Source organism: Corynebacterium sp. HMSC075D04 (genome assembly GCF_001815635.1).
Classification (GTDB): Bacteria; Actinomycetota; Actinomycetes; order Mycobacteriales; family Mycobacteriaceae; genus Corynebacterium; species Corynebacterium coyleae.
In genome coordinates, this window is the sequence record NZ_KV821338.1 from 127,222 (window position 1) to 152,951 (window position 25,730).

The following is a 25,730-nucleotide window of genomic DNA, read 5'->3' on the forward strand; positions in this document are numbered from 1 at the left end:
CGATAGTTTCATCATTTCCAGGTGATCGTGTTTGCGATCGATCCCGTGTTAACAAGGAGCGTTGCAGTGGCCCACGCAAAGGAAAGCGCACCCCAGGTGTACAACGGTGTATCCGAGGCTGACGTCCCGTCCGCCAAATTTGGTTGGAGTGCGCTGAGCGACCGCGCCATCCAGCTGGCAGGTTGGATTTCCGTCGCGTTCCTCGTCGCCTACAACTTTGGCAACCACCAGGGCCACGTTGAGACCATTTGGCTCATCGCACTGGCCGTCCTCATTGCTCTCGCACTGATCCTTCTGGCTACCAAGCCGAAGCTCAACCAGGTGCGCACCGTGACGTCGCACAACAAGCCGGTCGGCTACGTGGAGCGTGACTGGACCTACGACCAGGCCACCCTCTCCGGCGACGTCTACGAGTCGCTGACCGATAGCCAGCTGCGCGCCCTCAACATCGAGCCGAGCCGTGTTGCACACCTGCGCAACACTGCACCGGCGCAGGCACGCGAGAACGTAGAGGTCATCGAGGTCGAGTCCAAGACCGGCAAGCACGCCCTCTAAATTCTTTTCGACGAAATACCGCCGCACCTTCCAACGAAGGTGCGGCGGTATTTTCATGCCGTCTGTCTGAGCGGACTAGCCAGTTTTTTCGTCGGCTGCCAACTGCCCGCAGGCAGCCGCGATCTCCTGGCCCTTGGTGTCGCGCACCGTGCAAGGCACGCCTTGGGCGATCACACGGCGGACGAACTCGTCCTGCCGATCCTTCGGCGACGCATCCCACTTCGATCCCGGTGTCGGGTTGAGCGGAATGAGATTGACGTGCACCAGCGAACCCAACGCGCTGTGAAGCTTCTTGCCCAACATGTCAGCGCGGAAGTTCTGATCGTTCATGTCGCGAATCAAGGCGTACTCAATGGAGACACGGCGCCCCGTCTGGTCCGCGTAGTAGCGGGCCGCATCAAGCACTTCGGCTACCTCGAAGCGGTTGTTGACCGGGACCAACTCGTCGCGCAATTCATCGTCCGGTGTGTGCAGACTCACTGCGAGTGTGCAGGACAGCCCTTCATCCGCGAGCATACGAATCTGCGGTGCAAGTCCGACAGTGGATACCGTCACGTTGCGCTGAGAGATGCCAAAGCCAGCAGGCGACGGCTGCGTAATCTGGCGAACAGCAGAGACCACACGCTTGTAGTTAGCCAGCGGCTCCCCCATCCCCATAAACACAATGTTGGATAGGCGGGAGCCTTCCGCCTCCATCATCGCGGCTGCAGCGCGCACCTGGTCCACGATCTCCGCGGTGGACAGGTTACGGTCCAGGCCACCCTGACCGGTCGCACAGAACGGGCATGCCATGCCGCAGCCAGCCTGCGAGGAGATGCACAACGTCGCGCGACCTGGGTAACGCATCAGCACCGACTCCAGCAAGATGCCATCGTGCAGACGCCACAGCGTCTTCGTGGTATCACCGTTGTCGGTCTCCACGGTGCGCACGGGAGTCAACAACGTGGGAAAAAGTGCGTCCTTGACAAGCTGACGCTGGTTCTCGGGCAGATCCGTCATCGTCAGCGGATCTGCCTCAAACTTGCCGTAATAGTGACGCGCGATCTGATCAGCACGGAACTTCGGCAGCCCGAGTTCCTTCAACGCGTCGATTCGCTCCTGTGCCGACAGATCAGCGAAGTGCTTTGGCGGCATGCCACGCTTTGGGGCGAGCAGTTTGATCTCGGGAAAATCACTCATAGTGCGCCCCATCTTTGCATGTCGCACGAATGTTTTCGAATTACTAGGTCTGTGCTTAGGCGCTCATAAGCGTGATGGTCGTGAGCAAGATGTAGGTCGCCGCTGCTGCGGGAAGCATCCCGTCAAGTCGATCCATGATGCCACCATGCCCTGGCAGCAGGTTGGACATGTCTTTGATGCCCAGTTCACGCTTGAACTGGCTTTCCACCAAATCTCCCATCGTCGCGCAAATCACTAAAGCGATGCCGAGCACTACGCCCATCCACCACGGGCCGTGAATGAGCAGCGTGACCACCAAGATGCCGGTAATACTTCCGGCAACGATCGACCCAGCGAAGCCTTCCCAGGACTTGTTCGGGCTAATTGCCGGCGCCATCGGGTGCGAGCCAAACATCACGCCTGCAGCAAAACCACCCACATCGCTGGCAACAACGCACAGCATGAACGCCACAATGTAGGCGGAACCATCCACCCCACCTTGGCTAATCAAGGAAATCATTGCGGCGAACGTGCCGAACAGTGGAATCCACGCAAGCACGAACAGGCTCACTGCCGTGTCGCGCAGGTAGTTCTCTGGTCGTTTATTTCTACCTTGGTGGAACATCCCCCAGAACATGACGACCAAAACGGTGAAGGCAAAGCCCGCCACGAGTCCTGTCGTGCCATATGGCACGGAGGACCACAGCATGATCTGGGCCATGATGATCAGCAGTGTGCGCGGCTGTTGGTAGCCAGCTTCCCGCAGCCGGGTCATCACCTCCCACATCGCTCCCGCTACAGCGATAGCAACGAGGGGGTACCAGGCTTTGGGCCCGACCCATACGGCGGCAATGACAATCGCGCCGAGCACAACACCGGTCGTAATGGCGGTCGGCAGATCACGCCCCGGGTTGTTCTTCGGCTTCGGCGCATGCACCGGCCAGCGGCTCGGCGTGGCGCGCTCCTCCTGATCAGCAGCAGGCACGCTAGACCTCCAGCAGTTCGGCTTCCTTACGCTGAACGATCTCATCGACCTGAGCAACGTAGGACTGGGTGGTCTTGTCCAGCGCCTTCTCGGCGGTTACGACCTCATCCTCACCAGCGTCGCCGTCTTTCTGAATCTTCTTCAGCGCTTCCATGCCCTGGCGACGGATATTACGGATGGCAATCTTGCCGTCCTCGCCCTTCTGCTTCGCCTGCTTGACCAGGTCACGGCGGCGTTCCTCGGTGAGCTGCGGGATAGACACACGGATGACCTGGCCGTCATCCGTCGGGTTCACACCGAGATCAGAGTTACGGATTGCGTTCTCGATCTCACCCATGGTGGACATGTCGTACGGCTTGATCAGCAGCATGCGCGGCTCCGGCACGGAAATCGTCGCCATCTGGTTAATCGGCGTCGGTGCACCGTAGAAGTCAGCCATCACACCGTTGAACATCGCCGGGTTCGCACGTCCGGTACGAATCGTGGCCAACTCGTCACGAGCGTGCTCAACAGAGGCGGTCATGCGCTCTTCGGCATCCAGCAATACGTCATCAATCATGGGGAAAACCCTACCTTTTCTCTATTCGGCGTCCCTACTAACCTACCAGCGCGACTGGCACCTACACTGGCGCCATGCTGCATCCCGCGTTCACGTTGCCCCCAAGCACACACACGCGGCCGCGCCCAAACGTCGGACGTCTGGCTGGTTGGCAGATTCCGGTCAAAGACGGCACCGACGTTGCTGGCATGACCACTACCCACGGCAGCCCTGCACGCGCCTACACCGCAACAGCAACCGATCCGTTTATCTCCAATCTTTTGGCGCAGGGCGTCGCCATCCACGGCAAGACGCTGACCTCGGAGCTGGGCGCGACCTGCTACGCAGAGCGCCCTGACGTTCCCGTGCTCGAGTCGCCGGCCTACCCCGGCTGTACCCCAGGTGGATCTTCTACTGGCGCCGCAGTTGTGGTGGCCGACGGCACCGTTCGCGCCGCACACGGCACCGATGCCGGCGGATCCATACGCGTGCCAGCTGCAGCGTGCGAGATCGTCGGCTTCAAACCCGCAAGCAAAGGTATCGCCGCGCATGGGTTTCTCACCCAAGACGTCGCGGATCAATTCACGTTGTGGGGTTGGCACCGCCGCATCAAAGGCAAGCGGCTCCGAATCGGTGTGCTTACCGACGGTATCTTCGCGCGGCCGGATGTGGAGGATCGGCGAGGTGCGCTCGTCGAAAAGCTTGCGAGTGCTCTCGACTTTGAAGTGGTGCAGCTCAAGCCGTATCGCGAATCGCTGGAAACCTACGCCCACTTCACGACCACAATCACCGCGAGTTTCAACCTGACGGATCCGCTCGACAGCGAATACATCGGCTGGCTCGTCGAGCAATCCCACAAGCTGACCAACAGCGACCTTGACGCCGCCGAGCAACACCGCCGGGATTTGCCTCACCTCATCGCCTCCCAATGGGACGTCGATGTAGTGCTCTCCCCCACGCTCGCATTCGCACCACCCCGGATCGGCTATTTCCCCTCTCTCACGCCAGAAGCGAGCTTCCACGCGCAAACCGAATGGTCACCGTGGTGCTCGCTGTACAACATGCTCGGCACCCCTGCGATTGCACTCGGCGGGGTGCACCTTGGCAGCCTTACGCTCACCGGGCCGGAACTGCTCACGGTGGCGCAGCATATTGAGACGCTGTTAGGCGACTAGCGTACCTACCTGCTCGCCACCAACCGCGCGGGCGATGTTTCCTTCCTTGAGCAGGTTAAACACCAGGATCGGCATGTTGTTGTCCATACAGAGACTAAATGCGGTGGCATCCGCAACCTTGAGGCCAAGTTCAATGACCTCGCGAGGGGAAATCTCTGAGTAGAGCTTCGCATCGGGGTTCTCGCGCGGGTCGGAGTCGTAGACACCGTCCACACCCTTAGCCATGAGCAGCACCTCGCAGCCGATCTCCAGCGCACGCTGCGCAGCCGTGGTGTCCGTGGAGAAGTACGGCATACCCATACCCGCACCGAAGATGACCACGCGGCCCTTCTCCAGGTGGCGTGCTGCACGCAGTGGCAGGTACGGCTCTGCAATCTGCGCCATGTTAATCGAAGTTTGGACGCGGCAATCGATGCCCATCTGCTGCAAGAAGTCCTGCAGCGCAAGGCAGTTCATGACAGTGCCGAGCATGCCCATGTAGTCCGAGCGCGCACGGTCCATGCCGCGCTGCTGCAGCTGAGCGCCGCGGAAGAAGTTGCCGCCACCGATCACGACAGCGACCTCGGTGCCGGAGCGCGCGACATCTGCGATCTGGCGGGCGACGGACTCGACTACGTCGGGGTCGATGCCAACCTTGCCGCCGCCGAACATCTCACCCCCCAGCTTCAGCATGACTCGCTTGAAACCTGTGCGGTTGGGGTTGAGGTCAGTCACCGAAAACGCTCCTTTGCGCGGATCAGCCAATTGCAAAATGTTCGGAACCGATCTTAGCCACGCAACGCGTTGAGTTCAGAACTGCTTGCTTAACGACGACAACCCCGCACCACCCGTCCCCCTAATCGGGACAGACAGTACGGGGTTGCACCGCGTGTGAGGCTATGAAACCTCTCGCCTGGCTTATGCCTGGCCGACCTCGAAGCGGACGAAGTCGGTGATCTCGATGCCGTTCTCGTCAGCGAACTGCTTCACGGTCTTCTTGGAGTCAGCCAGCGACGGCTGGTCGAGCAGGACAACGTCCTTGAAGAAGCCACCCATGCGGCCCTCGACAATCTTCTCGATGGCAGCTTCCGGCTTGCCCTCGTTGCGGGTGATCTCTTCCTGAACCGCACGCTCCTTCTCAACAACGTCGGCCGGGACAGCCTCCTTGTTGAGGTAACGAGCCTTCATAGCAGCGATCTGCAGAGCCACCTGGTGTGCAGCCTCAGCGTTGTCACCGTTGTAGGCAACGAGTACGCCAACTGCCGGCGGAAGGTCAGCAGCCTTCTGGTGCAGGTACTTGGCAATGTTGTCGCCTTCGATGGTGGCAGCGCGACGCAGCTCGAGCTTCTCGCCGATCTTTGCGGAGAGGCGCTCCAGCACCTCGTGTGCGGTCTCACCGTTGACGTCGGCCTTTGCCAGCTCCTCCTGGGAGTTCGCCTTCACTGCAGCAGCAGCCTCAGCGATCTGGCTGGCGATGTCCTTGAACTCCTGGTTCTTCGCCACGAAGTCGGTCTCGGAGTTGATCTCCACGATGGTGTTGCCGGAAACAGCAACGAGGCCCTCGAGGGCGTTGCGCTCAGCGCGCTTGCCCACGTCCTTCGCACCCTTGATGCGGAGGTTCTCAACGGCCTTGTCGAAGTCGCCGTCGGTTTCCTCGAGTGCCTTCTTGCAGTCGAGCATGCCGGAGCCGGTGATCTCGCGGAGCTTCTTGACGTCAGCAGCAGTGTAGTTCGCCATATTGGGCGATCCTCCTCGTGAAAGTTTTACGTAAAGGTATTCAACCGTTTCAAGCGTAGCCGACGATCTGGCCGGCGGCATGACTTGCCACGTGTGGAAAATACGAACACCCCGGTCCGCCGCGTCCCGGCCGGTAATCGGCGGACGTGAGCGGAACGCGGGGTGTGCGTGAATCCTGGCCGAAGCCAGGCGGCTTACGCCTGGGTTGCGGACTTGCAGTGTCCTTGAGACTTAGGCGTCCTTGCCCTCAGCCTGCTCAGCAGCGCGGACGGCTGCCGGCTGCTCGACCTCTGCAACTTCCTGCGGAGCAGCGGTCTCTGCAGCAACAGCGGCCTTAGCAGCATCGGCTGCGGAAACCTCGTCGGAAGCAGCGGCCTGTGCAGCAGCCTCGGCTGCCTCAGCCTGACGCTTCGCGTCGGTGTCGCCTGCAGCGTCACGTGCAGCTGCGAGCTGACGCTCTTCGCGCTGCTGCTTACCAGCGATGACAGCCTCGCCCACGACGTGGGTGAGCAGCTTGACAGCGCCGATGGCGTCGTCGTTGCCCGGGATCGGGAAATCGACAACATCCGGGTCGCAGTTCGTGTCCAGAACAGCGACGACCGGGATGCGAAGCTTCTGCGCCTCGTTGACGGCGATGTGCTCCTTGTTGGTGTCCACGATCCAGAGAGCGGATGGAGCCTTGGTCATCTCAGAGATGCCACCCAGGACACGCTCGAGCTTCACGCGTTCGCGGGTCAGCATGAGGATTTCCTTCTTGCCGCGACCTGCGTAGCCGTCCTCGGCTGCGTCCATCGCCTGAAGTTCCTTCATGCGACCGATACGCTTGGATACGGTCTGGAAGTTGGTGAGCATGCCACCCAGCCAGCGGTGCGTGACGTACGGCATGCCGACGCGCTGCGCCTCTTCCTGGATCGGCTCCTGTGCCTGCTTCTTGGTGCCGACGAACAGGATGGTGCCGCCGTGTGCGACGGTTTCCTTGACAAACTCGTATGCCTCATCGATGTAGGTCAGCGTCTGCTGCAGGTCGATGATGTAGATGCCGTTGCGCTCCGTGAAGATGAAGCGACGCATCTTCGGGTTCCAGCGACGCGTCTGGTGACCAAAGTGGACACCTGCGTCGAGGAGTTCACGCATGGTTACAACTGCCATGGGAATGTCTCCTTCGGAGAAAGTAGTTCGGTTACTTATAAGTCTCACGTGCGGGTTTTTATCCCTCACCCTGGCACCGTGCCTGCCCCGCACCCCTGTGAGAGGGACCGTTACTGAGCAGCCATTGTTCGGCGCGCGTAGTCAATTTATGCAGCGCTCTACGGTGCTGCACAAACTGCCCCGGCAACCTTACCCGCATGAGCCCTAAAAACCTAAACTCATCTGCGACGTTGTGGATAACTTCCCCTAGAGTCACACTAACCACTCCCGTTATCCACAGATTTTGCGAAGACCCTGTTCTTTTCCGCGCCGCAATGGTCCTTTGAGAGCATGCATTGCCTATCGACGACGCCACGCACCACCACAGCCACCATCCTGCTCGGAGCCCTACTGTGGTGCTCCCCCGCCACCGCCCTTGCCTGGGTCGATCCCGCGGCAGGCACACCGTATCCCCGCGCGGTATCCCGTCCTGCGTCAATCCCGGAGGAAAATTGGAAGCCCGGCCACCGTGGCGTGGATCTGCCTTTGAAGCTCAACGCGCCTGTGCTCGCCGCGGGCGACGGGATTGTGGCGTTCGTCGGCACCGTCGCGGGCACTCCTGTGATCTCGATTGACCACCCAGGGGGCATTCGCACGACCTACCAGCCAGTGCGCTCAGACCTCAAGGCTGGCGACAACGTTACGGAAGGCCACATCATTGGCAGACTTGCGCGCGCCACAAGCCACTTTGCTGGCGAACACGACGGACTGCACTGGGGTGCGCTTACAGGACCTGACAAGTACATCGATCCGCTCACGCTGCTGGAGCCACCGAGAATACGACTTAAGCCCGTGGATGCGCCTGGTCGTAGACGTTTTTGAGCCGCTGCGCCGAGACGTGCGTGTAGATTTGCGTGGTTTGCAGGCTTGAGTGCCCAAGCATTTCCTGCACAACACGCAGATCCGCTCCGCCTTCGAGCATGTGCGTCGCGGCCGTGTGGCGAAGGGTGTGCGGACTGATGTCGCTGACACCGGCACGTTGCCCGGCGCGCTCGACAACGCGGCGCACTTGGCGTTGGTCGATGCGCCCGCCACGGGATCCGACGAATACCGCATCCTCTGCTTTGCCATTGGCCAGTTCGGAGCGCCCGAACTCGAGCCACTCGTTGAGCGCCAGTGTTGCTTCGCGCCCGAACGGGACGACGCGTTGTTTGTTGCCTTTGCCGGTCACGCGGGCAAGCCCGCGCGCCAGGTCAATGTCGGAGAGGTTGAGACCGGTGAGTTCGCCAACACGCATGCCGGTGGCGTAGAGCAGCTCGAGCATGGCTCGGTCACGGAGGTGTTCGGCGGGGTGGGCGTCGTCGGCGGTATCCGCCTCGACGAGTTCTGTGGCACGCTCCCCGCGTACGACGTTGGGCAGCGCGCGATTCACTTTTGGTGTTTTGAGGCGGGCTGCTGCGTCGTGGTCGATGTAGCCCTGGCGGTACGCCCAGGTAGAGAATGCGCGCGCGGCTGCGGTACGGCGCGCAAGGGTGGCTCGGCTGCGCCCGGCGGTCAGTGCGTCGGCCAGCCAGGTGCGAAGCGCCTCCAGGGTGAACGCGTCGAAGGTGTCTGCGTACCCGGCGAGTGTCGCCAGGTCGGAGACATACCCCTTCACTGTGTTTGGGGAGCGCCCGAGCACAAGCGAGGCGTAGTCGGCGAAATCGCCGACGCCCGCTTGCACTTGCCCTACGCTTTCACTCATGTCGCAGGAGTTTACTCGCTAACCAATATTCACTTGGTTATTCACTCGGTGCGGGACCATTCCTTCCGCTCGCGCTGCACCACTCCCCGCTTGGCCAGGTCCATCAGAATGTGCACCGTCAGTCCGATGGAAAGGCCAGCGTCTGCCGCGATCTCTTCAGCCGTTCGCGATCCTTCGCCTGCTCGTGGCAGTGCGTCGTAAATGCGCAGTTCGTTGTGGCTGAGTTGCTGCGTCAATGTCGGCGGGTACTTCATTTCCATCTGCTCGCCCGCATCGAAATCCCCCGTATGCACGATGTGCTCGTGAATCTGGTCGGCGTTGAGCACCATCGCCGCCTGCTTGTTCTGAATGGCGAGGTTCGTGCCGAGCGACTCCGTTGCAGTTATGGGGCCCGGCACTGCCATCGTTTGTTTATTCATTGCATTGGCCCACTTCAGCGTGTTTAACGCACCTGAGCGAAACGCCGCTTCCACCAGCAGGGTGCCCTGGGTCAGCCCTGCTACGAGACGGTTACGGGTGAGGAACCTGTGCCGGTCCGGGGTCGTGCCGGGTGGGTACTCGGTGACAATGGCTCCCCCGGCGCGCACAACCCGATCGAAGAGTGGCTCGTTGCTCAGCGGGTAGACGTACCCCGGCCCGCAGGCAGCGACCACGATGGTGGGTGCGCCGCAGTCGAGGGCCGCCTGGTGTGCGATCGTGTCGATGCCCAGTGCACCACCGGAGACGATCGTGTACTGGTGTTTTGCCAAACCCCGCACAAGGTCATCGGTAGCGTGACGTCCATACTGCGTTGCTGTTCGTGTACCGACAACGCCGACCGACTGTGCAAGTAGCTTCGCAAGGTCTGCTTCACCTTTTACCCACAGCGCGTGTGGTGCAACCGCTTCTTCGTTCAGGGAAAGCTTTCGATCATCGTCCGGATACTCACAGTGGAACGTGGGCTTGATGTTCTCTCCAGGCCAGCCTGGCGAGTCTGGAGTCAGCAACGTATACCCAGCGGCCTGGGCACGAGCGAGATCCTGCGCAGGGTGGTCCCAGGTATAGCGGTTTTGCGTCTGCGGTCCTAGGGCCCCGATCCAGCTTGCACGCGTGCGCACACCGTGGGCAATCTCGTCCGCGCTTCGCCCGTTGGTAATGAACTCCTGAATGTGGATCGAGGGTCCCTCGACAACACGGCTGAGATACGCCCAGGATTCTGGCGAACTTACATTCCTCATGCCGCCACCTCCTCTGGTGCGGTGCGCATATCGACCGCGCGAGCCACATGGTCGATATCCGGTTGCGCCACGCCTTCCAGATCCGCAAGCGTCCACGCCACCTTCAGGCTCCGATCCACGCCACGCTGCGTGATACTTCCGGTGCGCAGCAGCGAGGACAGGTAGGCCATCGCTGCTTCGTCCGCGGGAAATTGCTTGCGGATCAAAGTTGGGGCAACGCGAGCGTTGACGGACTCGTCGATACCAGCCTGCGACCAGCGCTCTTGGGCACGCTCGCGCGCCTGCATGACACGCTCGGCGATGACTGCCGACGACTCCGCGTCACCCGGGGTAACCACCGTGGAATCCGCTGAGGTCTGGATGAACACATCCAGCCGGTCGAGCAACGGGCCGGAAACGTTGGATAAGTGCCGGGCCCGCTCAGCCACCCGACACGTGCAATTGCCGTTGACCCGCTGGCACGCACACGGGTTCGCAGCCAGAACGATTTGCGTATCAGCCGGGTAGACAACTTCCCGGCGCGAGCGCGTCAGGCGCACCTCACGCTTTTCTAGCGGGATCCGAAGCGCGTCGAGAACGTGCGCAGAAATCTCCGAGGCTTCGTCGAGGAACAGCACCCCATGGTGGGCCTGGCTGACCACCCCGGGGCGAGGCACTCCTGAACCGCCGCCGATGAGCGCCGCCCTGGTCAACGACGGATGTGGGGCGATAAACGGCCGGTTGGACACAATGCCGCCACTGGAAATTCCCGCAGCCGAGTGCAGCGCCGTGACTTCCACCATCTCCTCGATGTTCAGCGGCGGCAAGATAGAAGGCAGCCGCTCTGCCAGCATCGACTTGCCGGAGCCAGGCGGGCCGATCATCATCACGTGGTGCCCACCGGCTGCGGCGACCTCGAGGGCCTCGCGCTCCACAGTCATTCCGGCGATGTCACTGAAGTCCGCGACCGCTGCAGCGTGTTGGACCTCCGGCTCGCCGACGGTATCCAGCGTTGTCTCCCCGATGAGCCACTGCCACACCTGCGCCAGCGAATCTGCCACAAGGATGTTCTTCATGCCGAGCAGTGAGGCTTCTGCGGCGTTCTCTCGTGGAACGACGACGATGTCGGGTCCGGTGGTGGAGTCGTCGTGAAGCATTGCAATCAGCATCGGCAACACGCCGTCCACTCGGCGCAACGAACCATCCAACGCCAGCTCTCCGAGCAGCATTGTGCTCTCTAGTCTGCGCTGCACCCGCGGATCCAAACTGCCCAAGACGGCAGCTGCAATCGGTAAGTCGAAGTGCGAGCCCGTCTTCGGCAAATGCGCCGGCGACAACGACACCATGATCTTCGTACGTGGCCAAGGAAGCTGCGAGTTGGAGATCGCAGTGCGAATCCGGTCGCGCGACTCTTTCACCGCAGCATCGCCCAACCCCACCATGTGGATCCCCGGAAGACCCGGGCCGACGTTGGCCTCCACAGTGACAAGCCGAGCCGTGATGCCCTCAACTGTTGCGCTGATCGTGCTAGCAAGCGGCATCTTCCACCCCCAAGTAACGACGAAGGACGAAATCATCGCCATCGGTGACGCACTCCACGACGTCGAAACGGATAGCGCGAACCCCCAACGCAGGATGCTCTCGCATCCACTGCGCAGCGCAACGACGCATCGTGCGCAACTTCTTCGCAGTGACCGCCTCCGCGGCACCGAACGCGCCACCCCTGCGCGACTTCACCTCGACGAACACAATCGTGCCGTCTTCGTCTTCAACGACTGCGTCAATCTCCCCCGCAGCAACGCGTTCTCGCTGACCAAGGACGGTATACCCTTGCTCCGCGTACCAGCGAGCCGCGGCACGTTCCCCCAATACGCCCAACTCCTGTTGGGCCGCATACCTGGCGTGCATACATTCCCCCTTATTGTCTTTTAGGACCAAAACATCTGGTGCCTATTAGACGGGCAAATGCACGCCCCGGTTCCCTACTCCGGGAATGTCAGTTCAGGTTTATCCAACTCTTCGATGTTGACGTCCTTGTAGGTGATCACACGCACGTAACGCACAAAGCGCACCGCACGGTACATGTCCCACACCCACGCATCCGACATGAGGACCTCGTAGTAGACGTCGCCACCCTCCGTGTGCGGAATCAGCTTCACCGCATTAGCCAGGTAGAAGCGGCGGTCCGTCTCCACAACGTAGGAGAACTGGCTCGCCACGTCGCGGTACTCGCGGTACAGGGACAGCTCAACTTCTGCCTCGTAGTTGTCAAGATCCTCGGCGCTCATACATGACCCCTTAGCTCAGTGTGAAACCTGTCAGCGTCCCTGACGTTCGCATAACTATAACGATGTTCCGGGCTCGCCCCGTGGCGGCGCACCGCGTCCATATGCACCTTTGTTGAATAGCCCTTGTGGCCCTCCAACCCGTACTGCGGATAGTCCCGAGCCATCTCCACAACGAGCCTGTCGCGGCTCACCTTTGCCAGCACACTCGCCGCAGCGATACAACGCGCGGTGTAGTCACCGCCGACAACTGGCAGTTGCGGTGCGCGAAGCCCCGGCACACGAAACGCGTCCACGAGCACGTAACCCGGATCGACATCCAAGCCTGCGACGGCGCGCCGGGCCCCATCAAGGTTGGCGTGTTGGATCCCGCGCCGATCAATCTCTGCCGCAGGGATATGAATGACGTGGTAGGAGACGGCGGCGTTGCGGATTTCGTCGAAAAGCAACTCGCGCTTTTTCGCCGAGAGTTTCTTCGAATCCGTCAACCCCTCAAGCGCAGCAATCGGCTTGATGGGCAAGACGCACGCAGCGATGGTCACAGGGCCGAAGCACGCGCCCCGACCAGCCTCATCGACCCCCGCCACCGGCCCCAGCCCGGCCTTGTCCAACGCGACCTCGTAGGTGCGTAACTGCTTAAGACGGCGCACTACCCTACTGCTGAATGTCCGGGTCCGACACACCCTGAAGGCGGTTCAGCGGGAAGACAACCGCCTGCACCTTGCCGCGGATATTCTCCTCCGGAATAGTTCCCTGGAACTGATCCCCCAAGTGGTAGCGAGAGTCCAGCGAGTTGGTGCGGTTATCGCCCATCATGAAGTAGTGGCCTTCCGGCACCGTCACCGGGCCGAAGTACGGACCACCACACGCATCCGATCCGGTCTCCTCATCCACCGGGTAGAAGTTCGGCTGCAAGATGTACGACTGATCGATCGGCTTACCATCAACCATGACCGCCGGGTCGCCCGCCTGACACGAGACAGTCTGTCCGCCGGTAGCGATGATGCGCTTGACCAACGTGTTTTCATCCTTGGGCACCAAACCAACCCAGGAACCCACCTCCTGCAACCCACGAATCGCAGGGTTCGAAGAACGGTTGGAGGAAAAACCCGTGTTCCACGAATCCGTACCGGCGAACACGATGACATCACCCGGCTCAGGGTCCGAGAAGTAATAGCTGACCTTCTCCACAAAAATGCGGTCGCCCGAACCGTCCTCGCCGTGCAGCGTTGGCTCCATCGACGCCGACGGAATGACATACAGCCGGCCGATAAACGTTTGCAGCACGAACATGATCACCAACGTGAGCACAACTACCACCGGGATCTCGACGTACCAGGGAAGGTTCTGCTTCTCGTCGCTGCTGTCAGCGCCATTTGCAGCGCCGTTTGCAGGGCGGTCTGCAGCGTTCACCTCATACGATGCATCCTCGGCAGCGTACGGGTTGTGCGGCTTAGGGGTCTGGGGCTGCCCGTTGGCGGGCACATTCGCGTTGGTCACGCCGGATAGGTTAGCACCGCACCCCGACACCCTGAGAACGCAACGTGCCCCGCCCGAGAAACTCGGACGGGGCACGTGGTGCGGCTAAAACTAGCGACGCTCCTTAATACGAGCAGCCTTACCGCGCAGATCGCGCATGTAGTACAGCTTCGCACGACGGACGTCACCCTTGCGGACGACCTCAATCTTCTCCAGGTTCGGGGAGTGCACCGGGAAGGTACGCTCAACGCCGATGCCGAAGGAAACCTTGCGGACGGTGAAGGTCTCGCGGATACCGCTGCCCTGGCGACGCACAACGAAGCCAGTGAACACCTGAGTACGGGTCACAGAACCCTCGATAACCTTAACGTGAACGTCGAGGGTATCGCCCGGGCGGAAGTCCGGGATATCGTCACGGAGCTGGCCTGCGTCAACCAGATCAATAATGCCGTTGCTCATGAAAGCAATCCTTTTCGTTTTCGGACAGAGGACCCTGGCGGCACTTCCCTAATCAGGGCGCTCGGCCGGTTCGTGTCGATTACAACAACCTGCAGCATTCTACATACTGCCCGGTCACTTCCCAAATCCGGCACGCTTGAGCGCGTCCGCCATCGAGCCAGATGCTTGACGACGATCACCGCCCCGGTTCTGGTTTCGCCCCTGGCGCTGCTTCTGACCGCCACGGTTCTGGCCACGGTTCTGGCCACTGCGCTGTTTCTGGCTGTTGGGCTGGCCGGGCTGGCCGGGCTCGTCGTCAAGCCGCAGGCTCAACCCGATGCGGTTGCGAGCGACATCCACATCCATCACCTTGACCTTGACTACTTCGCCGGAGCGCACCACCTCGTGAGGGTCGGAAACAAACTTGTGGCTCATCGCGGAGACGTGAACCAGACCATCCTGGTGCACACCCACATCCACGAACGCGCCAAAAGCCGCAACATTGGTCACGGTTCCCTCGAGGATCATGCCGGGCTTGAGATCCTTGACCTCGTTGACGCCTTCCTTGAACTCCGCAGTTTTAAACTCAGGGCGCGGGTCGCGCCCCGGCTTGTCCAGCTCGGCGAGAATGTCGGTCACGGTAGGCACACCGAAGGTGTCGTCAGCGAAATCCGCCGGCTTGAGTTTGGTGAGTACCGCCGTGTTGCCAATGAGTTGCTCGGTGTTCAGACCCGTCGCCTGGGCGACGCGCTCCACCACCGGGTAAGCCTCCGGGTGTACCGCTGAGCCATCGAGCGGGTTCGTCCCGCCCTGGATACGCAGGAAGCCAGCGGCCTGCTCGAAAGCCTTCGGCCCCAGACGCGGAACCTTGCCCAACTCCTTGCGGGTAGCAAAACTGCCGTGCTCGTCGCGGTACGCCACGATGTTCTTCGCCACCGTGCCGGACAGACCAGCGACACGCTCAAGCAGCGGTGCCGAAGCGGTATTGACGTCCACGCCAACTGAGTTCACCGCATCCTCCACCACAGCGTCCAACGTCTGTGCGAGCGCCGTTTGATTCACGTCGTGCTGGTACTGGCCTACGCCGATCGACTTCGGGTCAACCTTGACCAGTTCCGCCAAAGGGTCCTGCAGGCGGCGCGCAATGGACACTGCGGAGCGCAGCGAGACATCCATGTCTGGGAACTCTTCGGCTGCGATTGGGCTTGCCGAATAGACCGACGCGCCTGATTCGGACACAACCACCGGAGTCGGGCGCTTGCCGCCAGCCTGTGCGATGAGGTCCGCTACCTCGCCGGCGAGCTTCTCCGATTCGCGCGAAGCGGTGCCGTTGCCAATAGCGATGAGCTCGACTCCGTGCTGGGCAGCCAGCGACGCTAACTCGGCACGCGACGCGTCCCAACGGTTCTGCGGCTGGTGCGGGTAGACGATTGTCGTGGCCAGCACCTTGCCGGTGCCGTCCACAACCGCGCACTTCACGCCGTTGCGATAGCCCGGGTCAAGCGCGAGCGTTGCGCGCTGACCTGCGGGGGCGGCGAGCAACACGTCACGCAGGTTGGTCTTGAACACCTGCAGCGCGCCCTCCTCGGCCTTTTCCTTCAGACGCATGCGGGTATCTAGGTTGGCCGACACCTGCAGTTTCGTGCGCCAACCCCACTGCACCGCCTTGGCCAGCCAGGCGGAGTCTTTCACCGGAAGATCGAAACGATCCGCAATCATGCCCTCAAAAACAGACTCGTCGCCCGGGTCAAGGTTGAGCGTGAGCACGCCCTCGTTCTCCCCGCGAAGCAGCGCCAAAATGCGGTGGCTGGGCAGTTTGTCGAACGGCTCCGAGAAGTCGAAGTAGTCCGCGAACTTCGCACCTTCCTGTTCTTTGCCCTCAACGACCGAGGAGCGCATGGTGCCCTGCTCGTACACGCGGTCACGCACCGCACCGACCAGGTCGGCGTCGGTGGCGAACCGGTCCACCAAAATCGAACGAGCACCGTCGAGTGCAGCCTTCGTGTCCGGGAATCCTTCGGAGAGGTACCTCTCGGCGAGGGTCTCGGGGGTGGCGGTGGGGTCGTCGATAAGCAATTGCGTCAAATCCTCAAGACCTGCCTCGCGGGCGATATCCGCCTTAGTCTTGCGACGCTTCTTGTAGGGCAAGTACAGGTCCTCAACACGCGCCTTCGTATCGGCTGCGAGAATCTCGCGTTTGAGATCGTCGGTAAGTTTGCCCTGCTCCTCAATACTTTCGAGCACCGCGGTCTTGCGCTCAGCGAGCTCGACGAGGTAGATGTTGCGCTCCTCAATGTGGCGCAACTGCCCGTCGTCGAGCCCACCGGTGGCTTCCTTGCGGTAGCGGGAAATGAACGGCACGGTGTTGCCCTCGGCGAGCAGTTTCAGCGCCTGCTCGACCTGAGATTCCCGAATGTTGAGTTCGTTCGCGATGGTGACTGCGATTGATGTCATTCGGGCGATCTTAGTCGCGCCGTTGTTGTGCCAGCTTTACAGCAGCACCTGCGCCAGAATCGAGCCCACCACGCACGAAGTGAACACCGAGATCGCACCCGGAATCAGGAACGAGTGGTTGATCACGAACTTGCCAATTCGGGTGGTGCCGGTGCGGTCGAAGCCGATGCAAGCCAGGTCGGACGGGTAGGTGGGCAGGATCCAGTAGCCATACGCCGCGCCGTAGAAGCCAACAATGACCTTCGGGTCGATGCCCAAGGCAAGCCCGATCGGGGCAATAGCGACCAGCGCCGCAGCCTGGGAGTTCACCAACTTGGACACAATCAGCAACACGATGGCATACGCCCACGGGGCAGCTTCCACAACAGAACCGAGGCTGGATTCGAGCTGGTCGATGTGCGCCGCGAAGAACGTATCCGCCATCCAGGCCACGCCAAACACGGAGAACACCGCGGTCATGCCCGCCTTAAATACCGGAGTCGAGGCGATCTTCTTGTGATCCACCTTGCAGAACAGCAAGATGATCGCACCGGCAAAGAGCATCACCATCTGGATGGCGAGGTTCATGGACAGCGGCTTCATGCCACCGTCACCGTCGTCGAACGCGGGACGCAGGCCCTCAAACGCGCCGAGAACAACCACGAACGCGATCGCACCGAGGAAGATCCACACCGCGTTGCGGGCGGACTTTGGAAAGACCTCGCCCAAAAGCGAGTGGCTGGACTGCTTGATGGACTCCGCAAACGCCGGATCTTGCATACGCTCCTGGAACACCGGGTCCTTGTCCAGGTCCTTGCCGCGACGCAGCGACCACAGCGCGGCCAGGATGACACCGGAAAGCGAAGCCGGAATGGCAACCATAAGAATCTGCGGGATCGAATACGCCTTATCGATCACTCCGGCGTTCTCCGCCAAAATCGACGCGAGCGACACGGTGGCAACCGACACCGGCGAGGCAGTAATACCCATCTGCGCCGAAGTAGAAGCAACCGCCATGGGACGCTCCGGGCGAATTCCCTTCTTCACCGCGATGTCTTCGATAATCGGGAACATGGTGTAGACCACGTGGCCGGTACCGCACAGCACGGTGAGGAACCATGTGGTCACCGGAGCCAGCAGGGTGATCCGTTCGGGGTGGGCGCGAAGGAGCTTCTCGGCTTGCTGCATCATCACCTCCAATCCGCGCGATTGTTGGAGGGTCGCCGCACAGCCGATGACTGCGATGATGGTGAGCATAACGCCCACCGGTGGTTCGCCCGGCTCCAGACCGAAGACGAAGACCATGAGCATAAGGCCGATGCCAGAGATCAGACCGAGCCCAAGGCCCCCGTACCGCGTACCGAGCAGAAGAGCGCCAAGAATAACGGCGATTTGAAGGACAATTGCGAGCCCCGAGGTGGGGTCGAGCACTGACGCGAGCATGGGTGTCCTTTCGTTTTGCAACGCGTGTAACACACCCAACTCTAAGCGAACAATGATCTGACCTTTAAATTATTGTGGGGTGATTTTCACCACCTCAGCAGGCATTACCCTGCCGTGTACCCGCTCCACTGCGTGCCCTTCGGCAACGCATCCGCAACCGCTTGCGTCGCATCCTCCAGCGACAGCGCGGTTCGCCCTTTTACCGTAAGCGTCGTTTCGTTCCGCTCGATCGTCTCCGCGCGGTAGCCTGCCTGTTTCAGCGCCCGTCGCAGTTGCTTTGCGACGACCCGCTGTCCGCCCACCTCGAACACCGACACAACCTCACGCGAATCCAGCATGAACCGGTCCTCTTCACTGAGCTCCACCTGTTCGAGCAATTCGGGCCTGACGGCACGGGTGCGTTTCAGCGACTGCTCACGGCGCCACGCTTCAACCTTCTTGTGGTCGCCAGAGGTAAGCACCTCCGGAGCCTCGATCCCCCGCCATACTCGTGGTTTTGTATAACTCGGGCCCTCAAGCAACCCATCCGAGAAGCTGTCCTCCTCGTGGCTTTCAGTGTTGCCAAGCACTCCGGGGATCAACCGGGTGACTGCCTCCGCGATGACCAGTACGGCGACCTCGCCACCAATGAGTACATAGTCACCAATGGACACCTCACGCACCCGGTAGCGCTGCTTCGCATCCTCGAAGACACGCTGGTCGATTCCCTCGTAGCGCCCGCAAGCGAACACAATGTGTTCCTCGCGCGACCAGGCACGGGCATCCGCCTGCGTAAATGGCTTTCCGGCCGGTGTGGGAACGAGCAACAGCGGCTTTGAGGCGTCATCGCCTGCCACTGGGGATTCGTAAGGGCGTGGTGCAACGTTTGCGACATCGTCGTGACGCAACTTGTCATTCCGGTGCTTGGCCGCCGAGTCCAGCTCCGTGCCTGTGCGTCCCGCAGCGATATCGTCGAGCGCCGGCCCCCACACTTCCGGCTTCATCACCATGCCAGGACCACCGCCCAGAGGGGGCGCGTCTACCGACTTGTGGTTACCCGTCGCCCAATCACGCAGGTCATGCACTCCAACGGACAGGATGCCCTGCTCAATCGCCTTGCCCAGCAGCGCGTGGCGCAACGGGTCCAAGTACTCCGGGAAAATGGTGACGACATCGAGGCGAAGCACCGGCTTCGGGTTAGACATCAAGCAGTCCCTCCGGCGGCGTAATCACCAGGTAGCCATCAGCGAGGTCAATATCCGGCACAAACTCCATAACGAAGGGCACTAGGACTTCCTTGCCGTGATAGTCGATCTCCAGAATCTTGCGATTCGGCGCATCCATCACGCCAGTAACCGCGCCAACTTCATCGCCGTCATGGCGGACCTTCAACCCGATGAGTTCGTGGTTGTAGTACTCGTCGGAATCCGCGTCGCGCTCCAGAGGTTCTGCAAAAAACTTCATGCCACGCAGACTGTCCGCGGCAGTGCGGTCTGGCACCTCCTCAAAACTGACGAGGAGGCGCTTCTGATGAGGCCGAACCGTCTTCACAGTCAAGTGCTGTTCCTTGCCAGCCTGGCGGCCAGTGAGCACCTCGCCGACAACAATGTGGTCTTCAGACTCGTCGGCGAGTAGCTCGACTGCTACCTCACCCTTCACGCCATGCGACTTCACGACGCGGCCAATGTTGAGCTCCATAATCGGCTACGGTAGCAGCCCCACAAATTGCCCTTGTCGGCCTACCAGACCTTGTCGCCACGAACTGTGGCGTCGAAGCCGCCGTCGATAAAGACAACCTGGCCGCACAGGTGGGTATTCTCCTCACTGGTCAGCCATGCAATGAAGCTGGCCGCAGCCTCTGCCGGCATCCAACCGTTCAGCGGCATCGGCACCTGTGCCAACTGCGCACGACCTTCGTCGGTGTTGCGCAGCTCTTCAGTCATCGGGGAAATCACAACGGCCGGCGCAATAGCGTTCAGCGCAATGCCCTTGCCAGCCCACTCCTCGGAGATCGCGTTCTTGCGCACCCAACGAGCAATGGCCTGCTTAGAGGACGAGTAGTTAAGGTATGCAACCTCGGGGCCCTGGTCAGCAAGTTCCTGGCCACGCTTAACGGTAGCTTCCTCATCATCCGCCAGCATCGCCTCAATGAGCTGATCGTCAGCCGGCTGCAGTGATGCGATCGACGCCGTCACCACAGCGCGCGGCGCATCCGACTTCTCCAGCAGCGGACGAAGCCCCTCAAGCGTTGCCACCGCGCCGAAGTAGTTCACCTGCGCGGTCTTCGGCGTCGGCGCCTGCATACCGGCATTCGCAATGACGCCGTCGAGCTTCCCTTCGGAAAGCTTGGTTGCCTCATCGACGAGTGCCTGCCGGCCCTCAACAGTTGTGAGGTCCGCATTGATATTCGCATTCGCAATATCGGCAGTAATCACCTTGTGACCGCGAGAGGTAAGCAACTCCGCAGTCGCCTTGCCAATGCCGCCCGCGCCACCAGTCACCAAAAACGTACGAGCCATGATCCGCTCCCCTTTCGATTAGGAAATGTCTGCATGCCCAACCGTACGCAAGTTTTGCAAAGCTGCAGCACGAAAAACCCCGCACCGGCACGAAATGTGTGCGGTGCGGGGTGTCGTCGATAAGCGAAAGGCTTATGCCTCCTCGGCCGGAGCCTCCTCAGACTCAGCCTCTGCAGCCTCGCCCTCAGCCTCTGCAGCCTCGGCCTCTGCGGCAGCTGCAGCCTCAGCAGCTGCCTTAGCCTCAGCGTCTTCCTTAGCCTTCTTGCGCTTCTCGGTGATCGCCTCAGCGGTCGGGCCGTTCTTAGCCTCTTCCAGAGCCTGGTTGAACAGGTCGAGCTTGGACGGCTTCTCCTCAGCAACCTTGAGGGTGCCCTCAGCACCGTCGAGGCCCTTGTGCTTCTGCCAGTCGCCGGTCACCTTCAGCAGCGCGAGCACCGGCTCGGTCGGCTGTGCGCCGACACCCAGCCAGTACTGAGCGCGCTCGGAATCGATGCGGATGAGCGACGGCTCTTCCTTCGGGTGGTAGATGCCGATGTTCTCGATGACAGCACCGTCACGACGGGTGCGAGCATCAGCGATGACGACACGGTACTGAGCGTTGCGGATCTTGCCAACGCGCTGCAGCTTGATCTTTACAGCCATGGTGTACTTCCTTTAGGTCACTGGGCAGTGCAGACACTCGCCGCTTCTCGACGAGCCGGTTCAACCCTTCTTATTTACCCTGCGCGTGCCTGGCCGGTCGACCATCCCCTCCCAGGCAACCTGAGAAGGATCCAGACGGATCCGGCGCGTACGCAGTTATAGACTTGTCGTGCCAAACGCCAACAATGACGTCAGACAACCTTTGACACCTTACGGGCTAAAACCCCAAGACACCAAACTCCCGCACGGCAATGCCTTGCAATGCCCCGGTGTGGCTGGTTCGGTCATGCAAAGTTCAGACTGTATGGTCTTTACCGATTGCGACGCGCATTGCCAGCTGCAATACACGTCGCCTGTAACGAAATAGAAGTAGTTGACAAGGTTGGACACGATGGCAGGACAATCGGCACAGTCGACAAAAGGCTCGACCGCATACCGCGTCGACCTCGATGGGCTGCGTGGATACGCCATCGCACTCGTCGTCCTGTTCCACGTCTTCGTCGGACGTGTCTCTGGTGGCGTCGACGTCTTCCTGCTGCTGTCCGGTTACTTTTTCCTTGGCGGGCAACTGCGATACGCTCTGCGTCCGAACCCAAACCTGAACCCGTGGTGGCCCCTGTGGCGCACCATCCGCCGACTCGTACCGGCGCTCGCACTTGTCATCGTTAGCGTTGTCCTTCTCGTTCTCGCGTTTACGCCAGAACTGATGAGCCAGCAGCTCGCGAGCCAAGTCACAGCGTCGATGCTGTACTACCAAAACTGGGAACTCATCGCCCAAAATGCCGACTACGCTGCAGCAAGCCAGGAAACATCCCCGCTACAGCACTTGTGGTCAATGTCGGTCCAGGGCCAGTTCTACATCTTCGGCATCCTCATGGGCACCCTGCTGGCCTTTGCGGTATCGAAGCTCAAAGCCAACCCTGTCTGGGCACGGCGCGTAGCTATCGGGGTGCTGGCGCTCATCACTATCGCCTCCTTCGCCTGGGCCTCCCGCTTCGGTTTCGTCGGCACCGGCGCCAACTACTACTCCACGTTCTCTCGCGCATGGGAACTCTCCCTCGGCGCACTGCTCGCCTTCGTACCAGCCGAGCGATTCTTCCCACAGCGTTTCGCCTGGTTCACTGCGCTACTCGGCGTCGCAATGATCACCATCACCGGCATCGTTATCCCAACGTCGCTCGCATTCCCCGGCCCCCTCACACTGCTGCCACTGACCGGTGCCGCACTGGTCATCCTGTCAGGCAACAGCAACGCTGTCTCCGGCGTGCTGGCATCTGCACCCATGACCTGGCTGGGCAAGATCGCTTACTCGCTCTACCTTTGGCACTGGCCGCTTTTGATCATCGTCACCGCCCTCGGCGGATACGCCGTTCCCCCAGCATGGCTCGGCGCATGTGTCATCGCCGTGTCCCTCGCCCTCGCACACATCACCCACATGCTGGTGGAAGATCCACTACGCCAGCATCGTGCGCGCCCGCGTGCCATGGATACGCCGGTGCGCGACGCGGGGTCGTCGCTACGCACGTGGCCCGGAAAATTCCGCGCAACGGGTGGTGTGCTCACCGCCGCTTTGTTTGCCGCAGCACTTGCCATCCAGCCAATCTGGAACGATCGTATCGACGACGCCGACAAACCCCTCGACCCCGCCATCTACCCAGGCGCACTCGCACTCGCCGGCGCCGAAGTCCCCGACGTCGAAGCCCGACCAGACCCGAACCTGGTTGCAGGCATCTACCCACCAATCGGGCTGGACAACTGCATGGTCTTCCTCCCCGAAGGCCCAGGCATCATGCCGGGACCTCACTGCGTATACGGTGACCTGGAAGCCGACACCACCATCGCACTGGTCGGCGGCTCCCACATCGAACCATTCGGCATCCCACTGGACATCCTTGGCAAACGCCACGGCTTCAAAGCTGCAACATTCGTGCGCCAAGAATGCCCACTCGTCGTCGGAGGCCCCTGGGACCCCGCCAACGCCGACATTGTCTCGCCAGAATGCGCAGAATGGGGCGAGAACGCGTTCGCAGAACTCGTCGAACTCAACCCTGCCATGGTGATCTCCACCTCCACACGCCCCGCAGGTCACGCAGGCGGTGGCATCGCCTCTCAGGACTACGTGCCTGACGCATACGCAAACTTCTGGCAACGCCTCGCTGAATACGGCATCCCATTCGTCGGCCTGCGCGACAACCCATGGATGTTCAACCCCGACGGCGACCCAATGGACCCCAACCTGTGCCTCGTAGCCGGATACTCCGAAGCCGACTGCTCCATGGACGCACACGTGGTCTACTCCCCTGAAGACCCTGCGAAGTACTTCCTCGACGGCGGCTACAACCAGTGGGAAATCGACACCGCCAGCTGGTACTGCATCGACGGCATCTGCCCGCCGCAGATCGGCAACATTTACATCTACCGCGACCAGAATCACATCTCCAACGCGTACGCCGAATCGCTCGCCCCATTGATGTGGGAAGAGCTCACCCCGATCTTCAACAAGCTTGGGCTTATCGACGACACCACGCTGGCCCCCGAAACCGCCACCGACTCTGCCCAAGATGGCGAAGAGGCCAACACCCTCTAAAGTGCTGGCCTCTCCCCCCTTTGATCTGTGAAGCGTTCGCGCTGCGGCGCGCTGCGCGCTAGAAGAACTTCCCCTTCTGCATACGCTTCATCGCCTCGTTGAAATCGAGGTTGTTGAGATCCATGCCCTGCATGCCCGCAGGAAGCTGGCTCTGCAACTTTTCCAAATCCTTCATATCCGGCATACCGCCACCCATGCCCGGCATTCCTGGCATTCCTGGCATCCCTGGCATCTTCGGCATGCCCTGATTTCCACCGCGCTTCACCGGCTTGCGCTTGCCGTTCTTGCCCCGGCGCCCCTTCGGCTTCTTCTTGGTAGCGCTTCGGCCCATGCCAGGCATACCCGGCAAGCCGAACTGGCTGGCCATCTGCCCCATCATCTTCTTCGCCTCGAAGAAGCGCTCCACCAACTGGTTCACATCCGAGACCTTCACACCGGAACCGTTAGCGATGCGCTTGCGGCGCGATGCGTTCAAAATCTTCGGATCCTGGCGCTCCTGAGGAGTCATACCGCGAATGATGGCCTGGATACGGTCGAGCTGCTTCTCGTCGACCATGTCCGCCATCTGGTTCATCTGCTTGCCGCCAGGCATCATCTTGAGCAGGTTGCCAATCGGCCCCATGCGACGAATCATGAGCAACTGGTCGAGGAAGTCCTCCAGTGTGAGTTCGCCGGAAGCCAACTTGGTTGCGGCTGCCTCAGCGTCCTGCTCGTTATAAGTCTGCTCAGCCTGCTCAATCAGCGACAGCAGATCACCCATGCCGAGAATACGGCTGGACATGCGGTCCGGGTGGAACACGTCGAAGTCGTCGAGCTTCTCGCCAGACGACGCAAACAGAATCGGCTTGCCCGTGACCTCACGGATGGACAGCGCGGCACCGCCACGGGCGTCGCCATCAAGTTTGGTCAGTGCAACACCAGTGAAGTCGACGCCAGCAGCGAACGCCTCGGCGGTAGACACCGCATCCTGACCGATCATCGCATCAATAACGAAAATGACCTCATCCGGATTCACTGCATCACGGATGTTGCGGGCCTGAGTCATCAGGGTCTCATCGATACCGAGGCGGCCCGCAGTATCGATGATGACCACATCGTTTTTGTTCTGCTTGGCGTGCTCAATACCCTGCTGCGCCACCGCAACCGGATCACCGTGCGAGGTGCCCATCTCGTGCTCATACGAGTCGATGGACGTACCCGGATCCGGGGCAAACGTCGGCACACCAGCGCGCTCACCAACAATCTGGAGCTGCTGCACCGCACCCGGGCGCTGCAAGTCACACGCCACCAACATCGGGGTGTGGCCCTGCTTAGCCAAGTGCTTAGCCAACTTACCTGCCAGGGTGGTCTTACCAGCACCTTGCAGACCGGCGAGCATAATCACGGTCGGCGGGTTCTTCGCCAAATTCAACCGGCGAGTCTCACCGCCGAGAATGTTTGTCAGTTCCTCATCAACAATCTTGATGACCTGCTGCGCCGGATTCAGCGCTGCCGAAACATCGGCACCGAGGGCACGCTCCTTGACGCGCTTAATAAACGCACGCACAACCGGAAGCGACACGTCCGCCTCCAGCAACGCGATACGAATCTCGCGAGCCGTGGCGTTAATATCCTCCTCGGTGAGCTTGCCCTTGCCTCGCAGACCACCCAGGGCTGATTGGAGGCGGTCGGACAGTGACTCGAACACGGTGTGCACGCTCCCTTTTGCTTCTAGCGGAAAAGAATCCCCA

At 61.0% G+C, this 25,730-nt stretch carries 25 protein-coding genes; 4 read left to right on the forward strand and 21 right to left on the reverse strand.

The window, feature by feature from the left end:
- Positions 1-66: 66 nt before the first annotated feature.
- Positions 67-555, forward strand: a complete 489-nt coding sequence (locus tag HMPREF3048_RS05640; protein WP_083292009.1) for a DUF2631 domain-containing protein — start codon at positions 67-69, stop codon at positions 553-555.
- Between the two features lie 75 nt (positions 556-630).
- Here HMPREF3048_RS05640 and rlmN read toward each other — a convergent pair whose 3' ends face one another.
- From rlmN to frr, 3 genes are read right to left on the reverse strand one after another with little or no spacing between them, the layout of a single operon-like run.
- Positions 631-1,734, reverse strand: a complete 1,104-nt coding sequence (gene rlmN / locus HMPREF3048_RS05645; protein ID WP_070422268.1) for a dual-specificity RNA methyltransferase RlmN — start codon at positions 1,732-1,734, stop codon at positions 631-633.
- Positions 1,735-1,789: 55 nt separating this feature from the next.
- Complete coding sequence (locus HMPREF3048_RS05650) at positions 1,790-2,698, reverse strand: phosphatidate cytidylyltransferase (RefSeq protein WP_070771443.1); 909 nt, start codon at positions 2,696-2,698, stop codon at positions 1,790-1,792.
- Position 2,699: 1 nt separating this feature from the next.
- Positions 2,700-3,257: a ribosome recycling factor gene (gene frr, locus HMPREF3048_RS05655; protein ID WP_070422266.1), complete on the reverse strand. Its 558-nt coding sequence runs from the start codon at positions 3,255-3,257 to the stop codon at positions 2,700-2,702.
- Positions 3,258-3,331: 74 nt separating this feature from the next.
- Here frr and HMPREF3048_RS05660 point away from each other — a divergent pair, with 74 nt between their 5' ends.
- On the forward strand, positions 3,332-4,411 hold the full coding sequence (locus HMPREF3048_RS05660) for an amidase family protein (RefSeq protein WP_141758867.1): 1,080 nt from the start codon (positions 3,332-3,334) through the stop codon (positions 4,409-4,411).
- On the opposite strand, the gene pyrH is transcribed toward HMPREF3048_RS05660, so the two are convergent.
- The 3 genes from pyrH to rpsB all read right to left on the reverse strand — a co-directional run bounded on the left by pyrH (position 4,400) and on the right by rpsB (position 7,276).
- Positions 4,400-5,083 (reverse strand): UMP kinase, encoded by a 684-nt coding sequence (gene pyrH, locus HMPREF3048_RS05665; RefSeq protein WP_070422390.1) that lies wholly within the window; start codon positions 5,081-5,083, stop codon positions 4,400-4,402. The genes HMPREF3048_RS05660 and pyrH overlap by 12 nt on opposite strands.
- Positions 5,084-5,308: 225 nt before the next feature.
- Positions 5,309-6,127 (reverse strand): translation elongation factor Ts, encoded by an 819-nt coding sequence (tsf, locus tag HMPREF3048_RS05670; RefSeq protein WP_070450990.1) that lies wholly within the window; start codon positions 6,125-6,127, stop codon positions 5,309-5,311.
- A 231-nt stretch (positions 6,128-6,358) separates the two neighbouring features.
- Positions 6,359-7,276 carry a 30S ribosomal protein S2 gene (gene rpsB / locus HMPREF3048_RS05675; RefSeq protein WP_070422264.1) on the reverse strand — a complete coding sequence of 306 codons (918 nt, stop codon included), beginning with the start codon at positions 7,274-7,276 and terminating at the stop codon, positions 6,359-6,361.
- Positions 7,277-7,606: 330 nt separating this feature from the next.
- On the opposite strand from rpsB, the gene HMPREF3048_RS05680 reads away from it, so the two are divergent.
- Complete coding sequence (locus HMPREF3048_RS05680; RefSeq protein WP_083316773.1) at positions 7,607-8,137, forward strand: M23 family metallopeptidase; 531 nt, start codon at positions 7,607-7,609, stop codon at positions 8,135-8,137.
- Here HMPREF3048_RS05680 and HMPREF3048_RS05685 read toward each other — a convergent pair.
- From HMPREF3048_RS05685 to rpsP, 14 genes are all read right to left on the reverse strand, one after another.
- A complete protein-coding gene (locus HMPREF3048_RS05685) occupies positions 8,100-8,999 on the reverse strand; it encodes a tyrosine recombinase XerC (protein WP_070771445.1) in 900 nt (299 codons plus the stop codon). The genes HMPREF3048_RS05680 and HMPREF3048_RS05685 overlap by 38 nt on opposite strands.
- Positions 9,000-9,040: 41 nt before the next feature.
- Positions 9,041-10,216, reverse strand: coding sequence for a DNA-processing protein DprA (dprA, locus tag HMPREF3048_RS05690; RefSeq protein WP_070771446.1), 1,176 nt, complete (start codon positions 10,214-10,216; stop codon positions 9,041-9,043).
- Positions 10,213-11,736, reverse strand: coding sequence for a YifB family Mg chelatase-like AAA ATPase (locus tag HMPREF3048_RS05695; RefSeq protein ID WP_070483901.1), 1,524 nt, complete (start codon positions 11,734-11,736; stop codon positions 10,213-10,215). The genes dprA and HMPREF3048_RS05695 overlap by 4 nt, the downstream gene beginning before the upstream one ends.
- On the reverse strand, positions 11,723-12,103 hold the full coding sequence (locus HMPREF3048_RS05700) for a YraN family protein (RefSeq protein ID WP_070422259.1): 381 nt from the start codon (positions 12,101-12,103) through the stop codon (positions 11,723-11,725). The genes HMPREF3048_RS05695 and HMPREF3048_RS05700 overlap by 14 nt, the downstream gene beginning before the upstream one ends.
- Before the next feature lie 74 nt (positions 12,104-12,177).
- A complete protein-coding gene (locus HMPREF3048_RS05705; protein WP_070422258.1) occupies positions 12,178-12,483 on the reverse strand; it encodes a DUF2469 domain-containing protein in 306 nt (101 codons plus the stop codon).
- On the reverse strand, positions 12,480-13,130 hold the full coding sequence (locus tag HMPREF3048_RS05710) for a ribonuclease HII (protein ID WP_070450984.1): 651 nt from the start codon (positions 13,128-13,130) through the stop codon (positions 12,480-12,482). Before HMPREF3048_RS05710 ends, HMPREF3048_RS05705 begins: the two co-directional genes overlap by 4 nt.
- A 4-nt stretch (positions 13,131-13,134) precedes the next feature.
- Complete coding sequence (gene lepB / locus HMPREF3048_RS05715; RefSeq protein ID WP_070771591.1) at positions 13,135-13,893, reverse strand: signal peptidase I; 759 nt, start codon at positions 13,891-13,893, stop codon at positions 13,135-13,137.
- Between the two features lie 177 nt (positions 13,894-14,070).
- A complete protein-coding gene (rplS, locus tag HMPREF3048_RS05720; RefSeq protein WP_070422256.1) occupies positions 14,071-14,418 on the reverse strand; it encodes a 50S ribosomal protein L19 in 348 nt (115 codons plus the stop codon).
- A 114-nt stretch (positions 14,419-14,532) separates the two neighbouring features.
- The gene (locus tag HMPREF3048_RS05725; protein WP_070771447.1) at positions 14,533-16,851 is read right to left on the reverse strand and encodes a Tex family protein; all 2,319 of its coding nucleotides are present in this window, start codon (positions 16,849-16,851) and stop codon (positions 14,533-14,535) included.
- A gap of 36 nt (positions 16,852-16,887) precedes the next feature.
- Entirely contained in the window at positions 16,888-18,273 is a 1,386-nt protein-coding gene (locus tag HMPREF3048_RS05730; RefSeq protein WP_070771448.1) for an anaerobic C4-dicarboxylate transporter, read from the reverse strand.
- Between the two features lie 104 nt (positions 18,274-18,377).
- Positions 18,378-19,457 (reverse strand): tRNA (guanosine(37)-N1)-methyltransferase TrmD, encoded by a 1,080-nt coding sequence (gene trmD / locus HMPREF3048_RS05735; protein ID WP_070483908.1) that lies wholly within the window; start codon positions 19,455-19,457, stop codon positions 18,378-18,380.
- A complete protein-coding gene (gene rimM, locus HMPREF3048_RS05740; protein WP_070771449.1) occupies positions 19,450-19,950 on the reverse strand; it encodes a ribosome maturation factor RimM in 501 nt (166 codons plus the stop codon). Before rimM ends, trmD begins: the two co-directional genes overlap by 8 nt.
- Before the next feature lie 41 nt (positions 19,951-19,991).
- Positions 19,992-20,771 carry an SDR family NAD(P)-dependent oxidoreductase gene (locus tag HMPREF3048_RS05745; RefSeq protein ID WP_070771450.1) on the reverse strand — a complete coding sequence of 260 codons (780 nt, stop codon included), beginning with the start codon at positions 20,769-20,771 and terminating at the stop codon, positions 19,992-19,994.
- A gap of 132 nt (positions 20,772-20,903) precedes the next feature.
- Positions 20,904-21,413: a 30S ribosomal protein S16 gene (gene rpsP / locus HMPREF3048_RS05750; protein WP_070483912.1), complete on the reverse strand. Its 510-nt coding sequence runs from the start codon at positions 21,411-21,413 to the stop codon at positions 20,904-20,906.
- 391 nt (positions 21,414-21,804) lie between these two features.
- On the opposite strand from rpsP, the gene HMPREF3048_RS05755 reads away from it, so the two are divergent.
- On the forward strand, positions 21,805-24,000 hold the full coding sequence (locus tag HMPREF3048_RS05755; protein ID WP_070771451.1) for an acyltransferase family protein: 2,196 nt from the start codon (positions 21,805-21,807) through the stop codon (positions 23,998-24,000).
- A gap of 58 nt (positions 24,001-24,058) precedes the next feature.
- Here HMPREF3048_RS05755 and ffh read toward each other — a convergent pair whose 3' ends face one another.
- Positions 24,059-25,687, reverse strand: a complete 1,629-nt coding sequence (gene ffh / locus HMPREF3048_RS05760; RefSeq protein ID WP_070422388.1) for a signal recognition particle protein — start codon at positions 25,685-25,687, stop codon at positions 24,059-24,061.
- Positions 25,688-25,730 lie beyond the last annotated feature (43 nt).